This is a genomic window from Marinobacterium nitratireducens, assembly GCF_014645375.1.
GTDB classification, from domain to species: domain Bacteria; phylum Pseudomonadota; class Gammaproteobacteria; order Pseudomonadales; family Balneatricaceae; genus Marinobacterium_A; species Marinobacterium_A nitratireducens.
In genome coordinates this window covers 80195-99654 of record NZ_BMLT01000013.1, presented here as the reverse complement: position 1 = coordinate 99654, position 19460 = coordinate 80195, and the positions used below count along the sequence as shown (strand labels likewise).

The window sequence follows — 19460 nt, the reverse complement described above, 5'->3', positions numbered from 1 at the left end:
TCTCTGGCCTAATCGGCTGCGACGGCATCGTTGAAGCTCAGCTTGCAGCGCAGGCCCGCCGGCAGACTTCTGTCGCTGTTGTCGAGATTGAGGCGCACACCAAAGGTGCCGCTGGGGGCATCGATCACCCGCTCCACCAGCGTTACCCGCGCCAGAAAGTCGCCGTTCACCGGGGCTTCGGGGTACACATGCGACATATCCCCCTCGTGAATCTCGCCGAACAGGCTGACCGGCACTATCGCCTCGACGAACAGCGGATCGATCTGCACGATGCTGAGAATCGGCCTGTCCTCCACGGACTCGCCGGCGGTGACATGAATCTTCGATACCACCCCCGATACCGGACTCTTGATGGTTCGCAGGTTCAGCAGGCTTTCGGCACGCGCCAGTCGCAGCTGCGCCAGCCGCCGGTTGTGTTGCGCCTCCTCGAGTTCAGCGGCGGCCAGTTCCACATCGGTCCGGGCCTCGTCCAGCTCCTGGGACGATATTGCCTTCGTCTTGGTGAGCTCGACCACACGCTGCAACCGTTTTTTGGCCAGGTTGAGGCGCGAGCGGCGGGCCTGGATCAGGTTCTGTGCCTCGGCCTCGGCCCGCGCCAGTTCGACGCTGGCCTGTTCGACGCTCGATTCGAGTCTTGCGACCTCGGCGCCCTTCTCGACCCAGTCTCCCCGTTTCACCAGGAGCTCGGACAGAATGCCGTTCGCGGCGCTGCTGACATCAGCGACCTCGCTTGGTTCGATGACACAGTCCAGCTGCTCGGCCCAGGCCCGAAGGGGCGACAGCACCAGTCCGCAGAGAAGCGCGATCGCCTGTACAACCAATAAAGAACGTCTCATTCCAGCCTTCCCGTAAACGCCAGTACATTTTCCAGATACTCGTCCATTTTCTGCATCCGCAACCGCATCCGGTAACTGCGCCGCTGCGCGCGGCGCTGCGCGAGTGTCAGCATCAGCAGCGATGCAGGCCGTCCCAGCGGCCGCATCAGCCCCCTCAACCATCCGGGGAGCTGACGCGCCACCAGTTCGTCCTCCAGTGACAGAATCTCCTCGCAACTGCCGGGATCCCCCTGCCGGGCACAGCGGCCGAACAGCTGGCGATCGATCCTGCGGGCCTCGTGACGCTCGGTGGCGATGACATGAAGCCCTCCCAGATCGGCCACTCCGGGGCCCAGGCAAATATCGGTGCCCCGTCCTGCCATGTTGGTCGCCACCGTTATCTGGCGCGGCTGCCCGGCAAGGGCGATGATCTCGGCCTCCGCAACATCCTGGCGGGCGTTGAGGATACGGTGCTCGAGCCCTGCCTGCGACAGCAGGCCACTGAGGTGCTCCGATGCCGCGACAGAGCGTGTGCCCACCAGCACCGGACGGCCGCTGTCATGCACGGTCGCTATGCGCTTGAGCACCCGCTGCCACTTTTGTGCTTCGGTGCGCACGACCGTTACCGGCAGATAACGGCGGCAATTGGGTCGATGCGGCCGTACCGCGGCAACCGAGAGTTCATAGACGGCGCGCAGTTCCGGCGCCACCTCGCGCAGGGTCCCGGACATGCCGCCGAGCATGCTGTAACGACGGAAAAAGCGCTGGTAGCTGATCCGGCCCAGGGTTTCCATCTCGCCGGTGATCTCGCAGCCCTCCTTCGCCTCGATCAACTGGTGCAGCCCCTGCTCCCAGGAGCGGTCCGGCATCACCCGTCCGGTAAATTCGTCGATGATCTGCACCTTGCCGTCATCGACAAGATAGTGACGGTCGCGCTGATAGAGATAAAGAGCGCGCAGCGCCTGCAGGATGAGGTATTCGCGATAACGGGTATTGCACCAGAGGCCGGCGGTGTCCTGCGCCCAGCGCGCCAGGAACTGCTGTCCGTCGGACAGCAGCTCCACCTGACGACGCTCGGCGTACAGACAGTAGTCGCGGCCGGCACGCAGCGACTCCGCGGTCGTCAGCGCCGTGTCGAGCATATCGGGTGTATAGACCGGCCGGCCGCGCCGGGAAATGATCAGCGGCGTCACCGCCTCGTCCACCAGCACGCTGTCCGCCTCGTCCACCAGAGCGAAGTGCAGGCCACGCAGCAGCAGCCCGTCCTGGTCCTGAGGCAGGAAGTGCAGGCCGATACGACTGTTGCGGTGGCGCAGGCGAATACGATCGCGCAGGTGGTCGAATGCCACCTGCTTGTTGGTGGTATAGGTCACGTCGCAGCCATAGGCGGCGCGGCGCTGGGCGTCGGACATGCCGGTCAGGGCAGCACCGACACTCAGACCCAGTGCCTCGTAGACCGGCCGCATCGCCTCGGCGTCACGCCCGGCAAGATAATCGTTGACGGTGATGACGTGCACCGGGATGCCCGACAGCGCCGCAGTGCCGGCGGCCAGCGTCGCCGTCAGCGTCTTGCCCTCGCCGGTCGCCATTTCCGCCACCATGCCATTGAGCATCGCCCAGCCACCGACCAGTTGCACATCGAAGTGACTCATGCCGAGTCGGCGGCGCGAGATCTCGCGAATCAGCGCAAAGGCCTCGCCGGCAACGGGCAGCGCCAGGCGCGAAGACTTGAGACGCCGGCGCAAATCGAGGCAGTGTCGGCGCAGCAGTTCATCCGGCATCGTCCGAAACGTCTCGGCGTGGGCCTGTACCGGCGGCAGAATCCTCGCCAGCCGGAGCCAGGAACGGTCGACCAGCCGCTGTGGCAACGCCAGCCGCTCGGATAACCGGTCCAGCAGCCCGGGCGGCGCGTCACTGCGCAGCGCATAGGCTTCTCCCGCCTGCAGGGTTCCGACACAACTGCGCACCTCAGCTCCTCCTCACCACAGCTCATATACCGAACTTGCCCAGGAACACCTGGCGCGCGCGCCGGAACCATTGCCAGCCAAGCGGCGTGCTGCCATGGTCGAAGCGCACGTATACCCGGGTGCCGGCCGGCGAGCGCGGCACCTCGGACGGCAACACCAGCTCGTACTGAAAGATGCGGGAAAAGGTGCGGGTACCATCCGGGTCCCGCGGGTCGGTCTCCAGACGGCCGCCACCGACCTTGCCGAGCACCGGGCTTGGCAGCCGGTCCGAGCCTCCCGGTATCTGGCGGGTCATCTCGGCACGCAGGCTCGACGCCGGGCGGTCCGCCAGACGCACCTGGATCTCGCCGCTGCGTGACGCCACCAGATCCGCATCGCGTTCGGGTACCGCCACCCGCACCCGCATCGGCACCGGCTCGACCACGTAGCCGAGCGTCTCCCCCTGCCGCACGAAACGGCCTTGCAGGTCCAGCGCCCGCGGCACCACGAAACGGCCGTCGGCGGGACTGAGAATATCCATGGCGTCCATGCGCTGCCGCACGTCGGCCAGGTCCGCCTCGACGGCGCGCATCTCTTCCCGCGTCACCCGCGCCGCGACCCTGTCGTCCCGCCACTGCGCCGACAACAGCGCCCGCAGTTCACGCAGCCTCGCGTGCAGTCCCTCGAGACGCGCCCGCAGCAACGGGTCCTGGCAGCGCACCAGCAAGGTTCCGCTGGTGACCTGGCTGTCCGTCGGTTGCTCGAGGCTGGTGACGAAACAGTCGGCGCCGGCCCGCACCGTCGCGCGCTCGGGCAACCAGACCACCCCTTCGGCCAGGGTGCGGTAAGGCACCGGCGCCAGGAACAGCAGTACGCCCAGCAACAGCAGCAGCGATACCGACACCAGCAGCGCCCGCGGCCGCTGCCCGCCCAGCTGGCCATCGGCGATCAGAAACTTCAGCGACTTGCCCATCGGTATCACCAGCAGCGTGGTCGAGGCCCAGAGAGCCAGCAAAATGCCCAGAACGAAAAACTCGCCCGATACGAACAGTATAATGGCCGCCGCGATGAACAGCCGGTAGATAAAGGACGCGATACCGTAGAAGACGAACCACTTTCGCTCGCTGCTGCTGGTCGCCGGAGACTGCTGCGACTCCATGCCGAACAGGTAACGCTTGAGCAGGTAGGCCAGGTATTTCTGCGACCGTTGCGCCAGGTTGGGGATTTCAATGGCGTCCGCCAGCACGTAGTATCCGTCGAACCGCAGCAGCGGGTTGCCATTGAAAAACAGCGTCGAGACGCCGCCGATCAGCATGGTGTTGTAGGCAATGGCGCGCACCAGCCCGAGTTCGGCGTTGAGCCACACCAGCAGTGCCACCGCCGCCAGGAACAGTTCGACCATGATGCCGGCGGCGCCGACGATGACACGACGATGCTTCTGTCGAAAAGCCGATGCCGCCGAGGCATCGACGTAGGGTACCGGCATGAACACCAGCAGCATGATGCCGATCTCGTGCACCTCGCCCCCCCAGACACGGGTGGCGTAGGCGTGTCCCAGCTCGTGGATCGCCTTGATGACCGGATACAACAGCCACAGCAGCATCAGGTTCTGCGGCGCCAGCACGCGATCGGCAAGGTCGCTGGTCAGTTCTCCCCAGTGCATCGCTGCCAGCACAGCGCCGGTCAACACCACTGCGAGCCACAGCAGAAAGCCGAACGGCCCGTACACAGGACGTATCAGGGGTAGCGTGCGTACCAGAAAGCGTTCGGGATCGAAAAGACGAAACCGCAACGCCAGCGGGCTCCAGACCCGCTGGCGCAGCTGCGCCCGCTGCTGCTGCCGGTAACGGCGGAAGATCTCGGCACTGTCCGGCGGCACCTCGCTCTGCAACACATCCGCCGCATGAAGTTGCGCCATCAGCCGGATCATCTCCTCCTGCGTCGGCGAGTCGTCTCCCAGCTCCTGCGCCGCCAGCTGCCAGATCTCGTCGACGGTTCGCTCGCCGTTCATCAGTCCGATCACGCAGTTGGCGGCCTCGGAAAAGCGGTGAAAGCGCCCGGACAGATGATCCTGCAGTACGAACCAGACCTCATCGCGGTAACTGTGCCGGTGCACCTGCACATGACCACGCAGCCGCGGTCGCAGTTCGGCGACCCGATACCAGGCAGGACTGAACAGCGACTCGGCCATACTCAGGGCCACCAGGACCAGACGCGCAGACGCAGCCAGTCGATCAGATCATGGGTCCAGATCCAGGCCAGCCGGCGTTCCTCGACCGCGATTCTGGCTGCGCCCTGCATGCCCGGCCGCAGGAATTCCGCCGACTCCAGGAGACTTGCATCGACGCGGAAGGTGTTCTGTCCGTCGGCCGCCGTGGATACCGGTGTGATGCCTTCGATGCGTATCGGCAAGGCGCGGTCGGGCATCGATGCCAGCACCAGCTGGCCGGTCTGGCCGCTGCGGATTTCACTGATGGCACCCTCCGGCACCTGCAGCGCCACGCGATAGGCGTCGAGCGGCGCGATCTCGAACAGGATCTGCCCCCGCTCCACCGGCGCGCCGAGCTGGTCGCTGAGATCGCCGGAGACGACGATACCGTCGAACGGGGCCATCACACGGGTTCGCTCGATCTGCTCACCCACCAGGCTGAGCTGGGCATTGGCCTGGTCGAGCTGGGCACGCAGAATGCTGACCTCGCTGCGCTCGTGCTGCGCCATGGCATCGCGCAGCTTGCGCTCCACCTGGGCCTTCTGGCTCGACCACTTGAGATATTCCAGGCGCAGATCGCGATCGTCGATACGAAACAGCAGCTCCCCCTGCGCGACCCTGTCGCCGGCGCGCACCCCGGCTTCGGCGATGAAGCCTGCGACCGGGGCCACGGCCACGCGCTCGATGGCACCCTCCAGTGTTGCCGCGGCACGTACCCGGTAGACATCGGTTGCCAGTGTCAGGAACAGCGCCAGCCCCAGCAGCGCCAGCGCCGCAAGCTTGCGGCCCAGATAACGCGGACCGAACAGACGCGACAGCTGCTCGCGCAACGAGCGCCACAGCTTGTAGCCGATCCAGCGATCCTCGCGGTAGCGGGTCGCCACCACCGGCGCCACGAAGGCGGCAGCACGCGCCATGGTGTCCCGCTGACGCTCGCTGAAGCCTGCGGCAGACGACGTATCGAAGGTCAGCGCACCGAACCAGCTCCCCTTATCGGCCATCGGAACGGTGCATATCTGCTGCCCGTTCCCGAGCCGGGACAGTTCCGCGTGGGCCCGGTCGACACAGGTTTCGCCAGCGTCCGGTTGCGGATACAGCAGCGTGGTTTGCTGGTCGATCGCTTCGTCCATCGCGCCGGCAATCGCCCTGGTCAGGTTGCCCGCCTTGCCGAACTGGGCACTGTGGGACAGTGCCAGCACCCGGGTATGGCGACCATCGCGAATACCGAAGCTGACCCGCTCGCAGCCAAGCCTGGTTGCCAGCTCGGTCACCAGCGCCGTCGCCGACTGCTGGAAGCGCTCGGCCTCCAGCACCTGTGCCGCCAGCTCGACCGCCAGCAGCGCATCGTCGCCGACGCCCTCCCCTGCAAGGTCGCCATGCCGGCGTAAATTCGCCTCCAGCCAGCCACAACCCCACTGCAGCTGACGCATCAGGCTGCGCAGCACGATTTCGTCGCGGGTGTCGACGTCTACGGCGGCAACACCGCGCATTCGGTCATCGATAAGTATGGGATAGGCGGCACAGGCACCGCTGTCGGTATGGGTGGCGACGCCTTTGCCGGCGGCCAGTGCCGATTCGGCGGCCGAGGCCAGCTCGGGCGACGCCTGCTTGCCGTCGGGCCAGCTGGCAACCGGCACGCAGGCACCGCCGTCCCGGTCGTTCAGAACCACCACGCCGGCACGTACCCCGGGCAGCATGGAACACTGCAGCGTCAGCCAGGCGGCGGCGAACTCCTTGGTGCTGCGGGCCTCGTGAAAGCGCTTCCAGAGAGCCTGATCGAGGTAGGCGAGCTCCCCCCTCTGGCCAGGCGACGATTGTGGGCTGTTATCCAGCATTTCCGGCATTCCAGGCTCCCAGAGTCTTATGCATCTGTTCGGTCGCCGGCGCCGGCCATCGCAGCCTTTCAGCCGCTCAGTTCCACCAGTCGCGCAACGGGCGAGCGACATGCATCAGCCAGCCCAGCAGCCCGGGTACCAGTGGCGACCGGTCCGTCACCTCCCGGTCGACGGCGGCGCCCCAGTTTATGCTGCGTCCCTGCAAAGCCATCGCTTCGCGACTGTAGTCACTATAGTCCCTATCGGCAGCGCCAGTGTCGCGGTGGACGATCCAGTCGCCGGTATCAGTCGATCCGGCCGGCTCTACCTGCGGCAAGCCCGCCCCGGAGCCTGCTATAGCCACGGACGGCGGTGTGACGAACTCACCCGAGACCGCATCGAAGACACGCAGCTCCCTCGCCGCTGCTTCCGGGACGCTGTGCACCCGAACCGGCGCCCTCAGGGTGGCGGTTTCCATTTCCGGTTCGAGCCAGTGATGCGTGCCGGGCAGCGCGGCAAGCGTCTCGAAGATGACATCCGGCTCGAAACGCTCATCGACCGCGGCCGTTTCGGTTTCCGGCATGCCCGACTCCAGCGTGACTTCGGTGCCGGCAGCGAGCGTTGCACTCATCACACCCAGATCGCCATGCTCAAGATCGAGCGCGTGTCCGAGCTCGTGGATGACCACCGAGATCAGGTCGATCTGGCCGGCGGAAAGCGACGTCGGCGCGTCGGGCCAGGCCAGCGGGTCCTGCAGGTACCAGCCATAACCCGCAGCGTCCACATCCAGGTAAAGGGTGCCGTTGTCGTAACGGCCCAGCACCTGGCCGGGCAGATCGCGGATGACGACGTCGATGGTATCGAGCCTTGCCAAAAGCTCGGCACTTACCAGCCCCGAGGCCTGCCACTGGGCAATGGCGGAATCCAGCACCGGCGACAGCCGGTACAGCGTGAGCGGGATGCGCAGCGCCGCAGGATCCGGCACCGCGGCATCGGCCAGCAGGTTGTTGCCGTCATCCACCGGCAGGTAAGCCGGATCGTTGGTCGCCAGCGTCACGCTGTCGAAACGGGAGTTCGCGGTATCGGAGAACAAGCCGAATTCGCCGTCCACCGTCACGGCATTGAAGGCGTGGCCGGCGACCGTCTGGCCGTTGAGAAGCACGCTGACGGTGCTGCCAGCGGCGGTAACGGTCAGGTCGTACCAGCTGCCGGCGCGAATTCCGAGATCCACCGAGACATCGACCGCCCAGCCGTCACGCGCGCTGTGGTGGCCGATCAGCAGATTGCCGCTGCCAGCATCGATGGCGGCGAACTTGAACTCGGTTTCGCCGTACTGATCGAAGACGACACCGGCAACACCGTCGGTCTGCAGTCGTGTATCGATACGCACCAGGTAGGCCGAATCGATCCGGATATTCGAGGTGCTGATCGCGTAACCGCGACCGGCATCCGGTGTCGGCACGTAGGCATCGCTGTTGTCTATGCTCCAGTCACCGACTCTGGTGCCGGTGAAGCGGTCGGCGATTCCGTCGGAGAAATCCTCGAGCGCTTCCAGGGTCAACTCCGGCGGCAGCACCTGAACCGCGACGTTGTCGATGCGTGCAGCCGAATTGTTGGCGCCAATGCCGACCAGACCTGCGTTGATGCCGTACATGAAGCCGTCGGCGTCGACCCGCGGCGCATAGGTGTAGATGAAGACATCCTGGTTGTCGATCACCAGCGTCACGGTGGTGCCATTGACCGCCAGCAGCACATCGTAGTCCTTGTCCGGCCTGAGCTGCGAATTGGTCTGCTGCACCACGTGCCAGCCGTCGGCGTCGCGGTACCCCATTTCCATCTTGTCGGTGGAGATATTGACGCCGGCGAACTTGAAGTCGGTGGCCGACTGGTAGTCGAAGATCAGGTAGGCGTTGGACTTGTAGCCCTTGATCGGTTTGCCGGCGTTGATGGTGGCGCGGATTTCGAAATAGTTGGGCAGGTACTGGTCGACGATGAATACCGCCGCCGCGTCGCCGCCGAGGGTGTCCGGCTCGACCTGCAGACGCCCGCTGATCGCGGTGAAGCTGCCGCTGTCGACGAGGAAGTTGTCGGTATTGCCGGTATTGAAGTTGGCGCCGCGCAGCACGTCGCGGGATCCGCCCGGAATGTTGCCGGCCTGCGGGTCATCCGGCGCACCGGTCTGATCCTGCCAGTCGGCATCCTTCTGCAGCACCAGACCGAGCTCGCCGTCGGGCTCACCGTTGCGCAGCGGGTCGTTGCCGGTGTCGTTGGCGCGCGTCGGGTCGGCACCGTCACTGGCGGACAGCGCGTACATGAACTCCATCAGCTGCGGCTGCAGCGTACGGCTGACGGTCGCGGCGCCGAAGGGCGCGTACGGCACGATATAGCTGTTGAACTCGCCGACATGGTCGATCAGGCGGTCGCCGCCGGTATTGGCGATCAGCACATCGCGACCGGCGCCGCCGTGGGCACGGTCCTCGTAGCTGAGCTGCGGGCCGTCCGGGATACGGTTGTCGTCCGGGTCATCGCCCTCGGTCTCCAGCTCATCGTCGGCCTGCAGGTAGTCGTTGCCGTAACCGCCGTAGAGGGTGTCATTGCCGGTACCGCCGAAGATAACGTCGTTGCCGAGGTCGCCGAAGATGCGGTCGGAGCCGTCGGTGGTGATCTCCCAGCCGGGATTGTTTACATCGACGGCGCTGTCGACAGCCCGCCCATCGCGGGCATCGAAGTTCATAAAGAACTCCAGCAGCGTGCGCTGACCGTCGTAGCGGCCATAGGTCGCATTTTCGGCGTCGACGTATATCTTGTCGAGCGGCCGGTATTCGTCATAGTGGGCGAACTCTTCGGCCTTGTAGGCCTCGAAGCCCAGCAGGCGGAACGAGAAGTTGAGTTCCGCCTCGGCCTTGGAAACCACCAGCGGACGGTCGTAGCCGAAGGTCAGCACCACGCCGTCATCGCGTTCGGCATTCGTGCCAGAGCCTTCAGGGAAGACCACCACCGCAGCCTCCGCCAGGGCCTCGGCGCCGGAAATCGCATCGTCGCCGGCGCCGCCGTGCAGGAAGTCGTCGTCCAGGCCGCCGTAAATAATATCGTCGGCATACTGCGGATCGAACAGCGGGTCCTGGAAGTCGTGGTTCGGGTCGACGTTGAACGGCGTCAGATTGACGGTTTTCTTCAGTTCACCCTCGACGTTGATCACCGTCTCCTGGGCACGTCCCGGGGTCGAGATAAGCGCGTTCAGCGAGTTCGGGTCCGCATTCCGGTTCCCCTTCAGATCGGTCTGTGCCGGTAACAGCGCGACGATGCCATAGAGGTCCTCTCCGAACTGGTCGCTGTTGCGGCTGGTGTAGATACGGCCGTCGTCGCCGAGAATACCGTCGCGGCCGGTGCCGCCGAGCAGGAAGTCGCGACCCCAACCGCCGATCAGGTCATCGTCCTGGCCCTCGCCGAAGATCACATCGTCGCCGACCTGACCATAGACCTGGTCGTCGCCCGATTCGCCGTGGATCTCGTCACCGGCGCCGTTGTCATCCAGCGCATCCGGATCGAAGTCCGGGCCGCCTTCGGTGTAATCGATCAGCTCGACGGCGCGGGGGATCAGCTTGATGTTGCCATACTCAGCGCCACCCGCCGGCGCGTTGGTATCGGCTACGTCCGGGTTGTCGTAGTTGAAGGTGAGGAAATCGGCGGTCGGCACGCCATTGACGCCCACCAGCCGGTAGATATTGGCATTGTCGCCGGCGATCACATCGGCATCTCGGGAGTGGCCGTTAACACCCGTATCACCCTCATTGTTGCGGTCCAGATCAGTACCGGCGCCACCGAAGATCAGATCCTCGCCGTCCGGGCGCAGGCTTTCGTCGCCAGCAAGGCCGAACAGCGTCGAACTGCCGCCGACGATATCGTCCTGACCGAGGTTGCCGAAGATCACATCGTCGCCGCCATTGCCCTCGATATAGTCGTCGCCGTCGCTTTCCCGCTCTTCCGAGGCTTCAACCTGGAGATAGCCTTCGCCATCACGGTAAGCACCGACCGGCGTCAGCAACTGATAGCTGTCCGCATCGAGCCGGATCACCACCTCACCGCTTGCAAGCACCTGGCCCATTTCGTAGCCATGATCCTGCGCTTCGACCGCAGCCGCCAGAACCATCAGGCCGTCGCCCTGGATGATATCGTCGCCGAGCTGGCCGAACAGCAGGTCGTCGTCGGCACCGCCGGCGATATAGTCGTCGCCGTGACTCGGGCTGGGGGTTGCCTCATCAGCGTCGGAATGGGCCAGCAGCTGCACCACCCGCGCGACCGCGCCGGTCGGGTTGAGCTGCGAATCCGCGGTGACCTGGACCAGGCCGTCGCTACTGCCAATGGTCTCGCCGTAGATCACGCTGCCCTCGAGCACGCGGATGCGCTCGCTTTGCGAGTCGGGACGGCGCTCGAAGCGGGCGTTGTCGCCAACCACCAGATCGTCGCCCGCACCGGCGTCAATAAAGTCGCCGTCGTCGTAGCCGTCCGCGACCATCGCCAGCACGGCGCTATCGACCGGGGTCAGCGTGCCGTCTGCTTCGATGCCGAAGCCGCCGAGCGCATGGCCGCCGGCGATATCGTCGTCATCCGCACCACCGAGGATGGCATCCGAGCCCTGGCCACCGATCAGGATATCGTCGCCCTCGTTGCCCTCGATATAGTCGTCGTCGCCGTAGAGATCACCATTAAACTCATCACAGTGATGATCGAAAACCTTCTCTTCGGTGCTGATCGAGGTGAAGCTGAACGCCGGCAAGAGCGCGGCAAGCGGCAGGCCGAAGCCGTTTTCGGGATCGAGATTGCCCTCCAGCCGCCCGTGGTCACCGAATATCAGGTCGTTGCCCGCGCCGCCGGTAATATAGTCGCGTCCGCCGCCGCCGACCAGGATATCGTTGCCGGTTCCGCCCTCAATATGATCGTCGCCCGGCGCGTAATCGCTGGCGATATAGTCGATAACACCGATATCGTCATCGGGATCCTCGAACACCAGCACGCCGTCGATCTCGGTGTCGGCATAGCCGATCACGCCATTGCCGCCAAGCACGATATCGTTGCCACCGTTGGTGTTGATGAAGTCGCCGCCGATACCGCCGAAGACGACATCATTTTCGTCGCCGGTGATGATCACTTCGCCATCGCCGTCGTCACAGCCGGTGCTCTGGATCAGGCCCAGGGTAAAGTCGTGCGCCGACCAGGTCTGCGGGTCGTCGGCCACCGCAGACGTCAGACGGCCGCTGTCGCCCATTATCAGGTTGACGCCGTTGCCGGCATGGATTTCATCGGCACCGGTGCCGGCGATAATGATGTCGTTGTCATCGCCGGTGTAGATCAGATCGTTGCCGCCCAACTCGGGCGCGTCCTCTTCAAGCGACCAGATACGGTCGATATCGCTGGCATCGCCGTCTTCGATGACATAGTCGATAAAGCCGTTGTCGCCGATAACCAGGTTGCGCTTGTCATCCGCGGCACCAGTCGGATCGACGACGACCTTGTCTTCGTCATCCAGCTTCGAACCGAAGGCGAAAATGCGGTCGTCACCGAAGCCGCCAAGGATGATGTCGCGACCGAGGCCGGTGCTGATGATGTCGTTGCCACCGCCGGTGTCGGGCTCGATGGTTTCGATCCGTCCCAGGGTGATCGGATGGCCGTCGAGCGGCGCATCGAGATCGCTGCTGCCCTGATAGGCGGCCGAGGCAATCAAACCGTGGTCGCCGATGACGATATTGTTCTCGCCCTGACCCGCATCGATAAGGTCGGTGCCGAAACCGCCGATAATGATGTCGCTGGATGCACCCGATACGATGGTATCGCCGCCGCCGATGTCGACGTCGGTGCTCCGGATCAGATCGATATCGTCGAGATCATCGGTATCGGCGGTCACGTAGTCGATAAAGCCGAGGTCACCGAGCACGATATTGCGGCCCTCGCCGGCATCTATCCAGTCGCCGCCGGCACCGCCGAGGATACGGTCGCCCTCTTCGGTATCGGCATGACCGGCATTGCCCTCGATGGTATCCATCTCGCCATTGGCGGGTTCGACGGTGCCGATATAGGTCACCAGGTAATTCTGCAGCAGCCGCGCGGCGCCGCCGTCGGCCTGCAGGATCTCGCCGTGGTCGCCGAAGATGATATCGGCGCCGGCATCGCCGTACAGATGATCCTCGCCTGCGAGGATAACCGTGGTGGTGGTTTCCTCGTCGCCGTCGATTTCGGTCACGGCATCGGCGGTCAGCTCGGGGCTGGCGTTCACCGTCGGTACCGTCAGCAGGCGGGCGACGACGGCGATATCGCTGTCGTCCTTGGTCACGGCGAAGTCGAGGTTGAAACCGGAGTCGCCATAGATGTGGTCGTTGCCGGCTTCGCCGTGGATGGTATCGTTGCCGGAACCGCCGGCCAGCTGATCGTCGTCCTGGCTGCCGTAAAGGGTGTCATCGCCCCGACCGCCGTAGATGGTGACCGAGAACTCCGACGCTGAGGCGTCGATGATGTCGTCGCCGTGGCGGTTGAAGAAGGTGGCGTTGCCGTTGTAGACGCCGAGGTCCGGACGCGAGTCGTAGCGCGCACCGTCCTGGGACGTATCGCCGTAGATCACCAGCGGCGAGTCGGCGCCGCCACCACCGTTAACGATGATATGGTCGCCACCGATAATCGGCAGACCGTCATCGTCTTCCAGCTCTTCGCCCTCGCTATCGGTCAGGTAGCGGTTGCCGCCGCCGTGCACCACCGTGACCACGTACTCCTCGGCCCCCGGCGTACCAGCGCTGGTGGCGTCGATGGTCAGGGTGTCGTTGCCCTGTCCCAGCATGATCTCGGTGATCTCGATATCGTCGAAGGTAATGCCGCCCGGGAACACGATCAGGCCGGAGCCGTCCTGTTCATCGCTGATATCCACTTCCAGCGGCCGCGACATGCCCTCCAGCAGGCTGTACTCCGCCGCCTCGTCGGCGCCCAGCAGGCTCATGCCGAGACCTGAGAGGTTCACCGCGTTGTCGAGCGATACCACCGAGTTGTCGAGCTCGACGCTTTGCAGCCAGCCGACATCGTCCACCACGCTGGAGTCGTTGAAGACACGCAGCTGGTCGGCCTGCTCCGATTCCACAGTGTCAATGTCGATATCGAGCGGCGGCAGGGTGTCGTCGTTGATCTCGCTCGGCAACATTACCGCCAGCTTCAGCGACCGGTCCTTGTTTGCAGCGACGCCGCCCTCGATGATCAGCGGTCCGGCGATGCGGTTGATCAGGTGCTCCCGTACCGGCTCGTTGCGCACGAACTGCTGGCTGGGATCGGCCACGAAGTCGGTATCGGCCTCGATCAGGATCTTGACCTCCAGCCACCAGTTGTCGGCGTCGAATTCGACGCCGTACGCCAGGCGCTGGAAGCTGTGGCTGCCATCGGAGATATCGAGGCCACTGGCCGAGAGGTCACCGGACAGGGTCAGGAACAGCACGGACTGCGTCACCGCATCGGTCAGGTCGTCGATCTCGTCGGCGATTCCGTTGACCTTGAGGAAGTCACTGCTGTCGGCAATGGTGAAGCTTTCGTTGTCGATAATGAAGTCGCTGCCGACCTTGAAGCCGTCCTCGTACCAGCTCTTGCCGTCGGTCCGCACCAGGGTGTAACGCGTGACATCCGTGCCTTCGTTGTCGGTGGTGTCGGTCCCGACCGTCACATCGACGGACACCGCATCGCCCAGCGCGGTGGCGATCAGGCGGTCGCTGCCGTCCTGTTCGGCGCTGATGACCCTTGTCTGGCCGTCGCCGAACAGGCTCACGGTGACCGGATCGCTCGGTTCGCTGACCAGCCGCAGGCTGTAGTCGTCGGTGCCGTCGGCCTGACCTTTCACCAGTTTGGTGCTGCCGAACGACTCGGTGACCAGCACACGCGGCGCGTCGTCATCGAGCAGGCGTACATCGAGTTCGACCGGGTTCGGGCCCTCGAGGTTGTTATCGAAGTTGGCGACACCGCTGAACAGCACCACGCCCGCACGACTGATGGTCATGTCGGTCGCGATATCGGTGATCAACCGGTCACCGGAGGACAGCGTCAGTACCTTCTCCGAGACCTCGACCACCGTATAGGTGCCATCATTGTGGACGCTGCCGCTGACGGTGATAACGTCGCCGGCCAGGAAGCCGTCCAGGATCCAGCTACCGTCCATGTCGAAGCGGGTGATGCCGTCCGGCGAGTCGTAGATGGGGTCGTCGCTAGTGAAGCTGTGCTGGATGCGCACGATCTGGCTGTTGGCCGCCAGGTTATTTTCGACCGCACGAATCGTCAGCGTGACCCAGTCGTCCCAGTTGCCGACGTTGAAGGTCAGCGAGGTCACTTCGACACCGTCCTTGTCGAACAGCGCCAGCTGGCTCGAATCGAAGTCGAACTCGACCGTCACATCGGCGGTCGGCAGAGTGGAGAGGCGCACCCGGTAGGTATCGCTGATGGCGCTATTGGCGATGAGGTTGCCGTCGCCGTCGTAGATATCGACGCCTTCGAGCACCTGGGTGAAATTGTCGACCTTGCCTTCGGCGTTGAGCTGCTCGATCAGCAGGGTGCCGAGGTCATCGTCGATCACCTGCACTTCGACGTTGGAGATGGCGACCGAGTCGAAGGCGTCGATATCGGCCTGGCTGTCGCTCTGCACCTTCAGGCTGTGGCTGATCATCACCTTGCGCTCGCCTTCGATGGCGTCATCGTGAAGGGCGCGTACCAGCACCCGCTGCGGGGTATCCCAGGTCGCTGCGGTGAAGGTCAGCACGCCGGCGGCCTGCCAGGTAAGTCCGCCGTCGAGGGAGATCTCGATGGACTCGGCGACGTGGGGAGCGGTGCCCTCCGGACCCGGGTCGTCACCGACGAACGGGCGCGTCGGCAGGCGTCGGTCGTAGCTCGACGACTGCGCCGCCGAGATCGTCAGGTACGCCACGGTGCTGCTGTCGAGATCACCCGGATCGAACAGCGAGATCCAGTACTCGTCGAAGTCGCCGACGCGGTCCTCGGTGACGCGGGTGAAGCCCGGCGATTCGGTGCCGCGGGAGCCGTTTTCGTCCTGATCGATGATCACTTTGCCCTGGGACGCGGTGGCGATGGTGATCGGAATGCCGTCGACCAGCAGGTTGTCGTAGTCGCTGTCGGGCGCGCTGTTGGCGCCGTGGTTGATCACCGCGCTGACGCCGTCGAGGTTCTGGCTGATAACATCCTCGATAACGTCGCCGCCGACGATGAAGCTGTCGCTGCCCAGGCCCCCGATCACGGTGGTGATGACATCGTCGCGGGTGCCCTGGATATAGAAGATGTCGTCGCCCTCGAGACCGTCGACCTCGATGGCCTCCTCGACGCCGTCGACGTTGACGCTAAGCCCGGCGCCGAAGACCCCGTCTTCGTTGATGATGAAAACGTCCTGCCGCTCGGTGCCGATGACCACCACGGTATCGAAGCCGAGGCCGCCGTTGATGCTGACCGGGGCGTTGATGTTGTACTCGAAGTAGTCGTCGTCACCGCCGCCGTCGAGGATGATGTCGTCCTCGGCGATAAAGGCCCGGATCACGAAGGTGTCGTTGCCCGATTCGCCCTCCATCCGCAGCACCGCCTTGTTGCTGTAGACATTGAAGGTATCGCTGTCTTCGCCGCCGTAGGCGGTCAGTGCCTGGGTAATGCCGCGGCTGAGGAAGCCGCGGGTGATCTGCAGCAGCTCGATATCGTCGCGGTCCGAGGTCAGATCGATATTCTGGATATCGGTGGCGACGCTGCGCCCGTAGACCCTCGTCTCTACGGTGCCATTGTCAAATACCTCGTAGAAACCCTTATCGTCTGTCCCGGACTCTCCGGTCGGCAGGCCGATATCGAGCTCGGTGGTACCGACATAGTGCTGGACGCTAGCGGCATCGTAGTAGTAGCCGTTGGGGTTGTTGCCGAACACCTGTCCGGTCTGGAACAGATCGTTGCCGGTACCGCCGTCCAGGGTGGTGATGGCGCTGTTGTCGTCGATATAGAACTGGTCGTCACCGTCACCGGCGCTGATCAGCAGGCGGCCGTTGATCGAACTGTCGTAGTTGATGCGTTCGTAGTTGTCGTCGAAGGTGAGGAAGCCGTCGTCTTCGCCGGTCTGCGTCAGGTAGGCAACGAAGTTGCGCCGCAGCAGGAAGATATCGTCGGTATCCGGATCGCTGCCCGCCCCATCGCCGGACAGCCGGTTCGAGACCTGCGGATGCGTCCAGTCGAACGGATCGGTTCCGACTTCGTTCAGGGTGAAGATGCCAAGCGTATCGGCGCCATCGTTGGGCGCGCCGGTATCCTTGACGTTAACCAGGTAACTGGTGGCATCACCGCTGATATTGACGACGTAGCGGTCGCTGCCGCCGACGCCGTCAAGATCGATGGTATCCCGTACCGCCCCGTCGGTGCCGTCGGCCAGCAGATGGTCCGGCCGGTCGTGCGTGCTGGTGATACTGGGCAGATGATCGAGCACGAACAGATCCGAATCGCTCGCGCTGCCGGTGCGGTCCCCGATCACCCTGGTATGGCCGCTCAGGGACGTGGGGCTCAGATAGAAGGTGTCGTCGTCGCCCTCGCCGGTAATCTCCAGCGTGGTGGTCGAGACGGCGCCGAGCAGGTCGAGCCGCGCGCCGGTATTGAAGGCGTTGCCACCGGCGCCAAAGCCGACGTTGTCGTCGGCATCACCGTAGTCGATACGCAGCCGGATGCTGTCGTCCACACCGGTGACGCCGTCGGCATCGGTGGTGAGCAGCGAGCCCTGCTTGAGAATCAGATCGTCGCCGGCCAGCAGCGTGATTCTCAGCGCGCCCTTGATGGTGGCGTTGTTTTCGACCGTCAGGTCTTCGTCGGCATCGCTGCCATCGAGCGCCGATACCGCATCGCTGTCATCCGGCTGCGGCAACAGGGTCATCGCCGCCGAGTCGATGGTGCGCAGCGTGACACGGTCGTCACTGGACTCGACATCTTCCCGTACCCGCATAAAGCCTGTGGTGGTGACGCGGATGGTTTCCTTGGCGAACAGCCCGAGCAGCGCCGTATTGAGCGCCTGGCCCTCGAACGCCGGCGCCACCAGCCCGGCGATGCCAGTGACGATCGATGTCAGATCCGGCATGCCGATAATGAGGCCGTTCTGGTCATCGATAAAGATATTCCCTCCGCTGGCCACGGCCTCGAGGTAATCGACGTCGGTTTCGATCTCGTCCGAGTTGAGACCGATATCGTCCGCCGCCCGCAGTTGCAGCCTGGCGGCGCGGACCTCGACGTCGCTGTCGCCATTGTCGAGAATGCTGCCGCTGGAGGATTTCACATCGGCCTGGGTGGTGGTGGTCAGGTAGCTGAGAAGAATGTCGTCGGTGGCATCGAGATCGATAAAGCCATCGGTGGCGTCGATATAGGAGCCGTCGGCCATCTCGATGCCGCCACCCGAGGCGCCGTCATAGTCCGCCACCAGCATCACGCTCGCCCCGCCGCTCTCGGTATCGATGTAGCCGTTTGCGGTGAACTCGATATCCTCATCGGCGTGCAGCACTACGTAGCCGCCGCCGCTCAGGATGCCGTTGTTGACGATGATGTCCTCGTCGGCGTCAAGCAGCACCGGGCCACCGGCGCTGTCGATCAGCTCGTCCACGGTCAGGTCGCTGAAGACCGAGATATCGACGGTGCCGAGGGCGCCGATGCCGACGTAGGCGGCGCTGATATTGCCGATACTCATATCGCCCTTGTTGTCGAGCCAGATACCGCCGCCCGGAATGCTGGCCTCGAGTCGCGAGACCTGCGTATCGAAGGGGTTGGCGGCGCTGCCGATGCCAAGGCCCGCGATCAGCAGCGCGCCGGTGGCGATGATGTTCGGCGTGGTGTCGTTGCGCCGATCGACGATGCTGTCGCTGGCATCGATGGTGACCAGGCCGTCGGAGAGCGAACCGACGGGATCGGCACTGCCGTCGCCGAGCGCCGTAATCACGCCGATATAGGCAATACCCTCGACATCCAGGGTGACGTTGCCGTCCTGCGACAGGATGGTGCCGACCCGCAGGTCATCGATGCTGTTGATGAACGCATTCAGCGCGACATCGACGTTGAGGTCCCCTTTCAGGATCTCGACATCGAGATAGTTGTCCGCCCTGCCGATATTGCCGTTGGTGGTTTCGAGGTAGACGTTACCGGTCGCCGGATCGGTCAGATCGCCGGTGAAGATATTGACCACCGGCTTGGCGCTGTCGTTGTAGAAGTCGAAAATATCGCTCTCGGCGCGCAGATCGACCGACTGCGCCGACGTCACGTAGCCGACTTCGAGGTCACCCTTCTCGACGGTGATCTTGACCACCCCGCCCGCCTCGACGCGATAGGCGATCAGGTCGTCGATAGCGTCGGTACTGCTGCTGGTGACCAGGCTGCTGAAATCCGAGCTCACCGACAGGGCGTCGTCGACCTGCATCAGGTAGATATCCCCGGCCACATCGACGCTCAGCTGGCTGCCGTCGGCCAGCTGCACCCGCAGCGGCGAGTCGCTGGCGTTGTTGTCGGCCTCGATCGAGCCGCCGACGCTCATGATCAGGTCGCCGAAGGTGCTGATGGCCGCTTCACTGTCGAGGCCGAGGTCATAGACGCTGCCCGCGGCCTTGAGGCGGATGTCGCCGTCGACCTTGATATGGTCGATGAGGAAATCGCC

The 19460-nt window shown here is 64.3% G+C and carries 4 protein-coding genes and 1 pseudogene (1 of these 5 cut by a window edge); all 5 read right to left on the bottom strand.

Features of this window, described 5'->3' with window-relative positions; translation table 11 throughout:
• Nucleotides 1-8 precede the first annotated feature (8 nt).
• Nucleotides 9-836, bottom strand: a complete 828-nt coding sequence (locus IEX85_RS20565) for an efflux RND transporter periplasmic adaptor subunit (protein ID WP_188862511.1) — start codon at nucleotides 834-836, stop codon at nucleotides 9-11.
• The gene (locus IEX85_RS20560; RefSeq protein WP_188862510.1) at nucleotides 833-2782 is read right to left on the bottom strand and encodes a preprotein translocase subunit SecA; all 1950 of its coding nucleotides are present in this window, start codon (nucleotides 2780-2782) and stop codon (nucleotides 833-835) included. The genes IEX85_RS20565 and IEX85_RS20560 overlap by 4 nt, the downstream gene beginning before the upstream one ends.
• Before the next feature lie 22 nt (nucleotides 2783-2804).
• The gene (locus tag IEX85_RS20555; RefSeq protein ID WP_188862509.1) at nucleotides 2805-4952 is read right to left on the bottom strand and encodes a hypothetical protein; all 2148 of its coding nucleotides are present in this window, start codon (nucleotides 4950-4952) and stop codon (nucleotides 2805-2807) included.
• Between the two features lie 2 nt (nucleotides 4953-4954).
• A complete protein-coding gene (locus IEX85_RS20550; protein ID WP_188862508.1) occupies nucleotides 4955-6814 on the bottom strand; it encodes an efflux RND transporter periplasmic adaptor subunit in 1860 nt (619 codons plus the stop codon).
• Nucleotides 6815-9353: 2539 nt separating this feature from the next.
• Nucleotides 9354-19460: pseudogene (locus IEX85_RS20545) on the bottom strand (LEPR-XLL domain-containing protein); its annotated part runs 22545 nt beyond the window's last position; the annotation flags it as partial.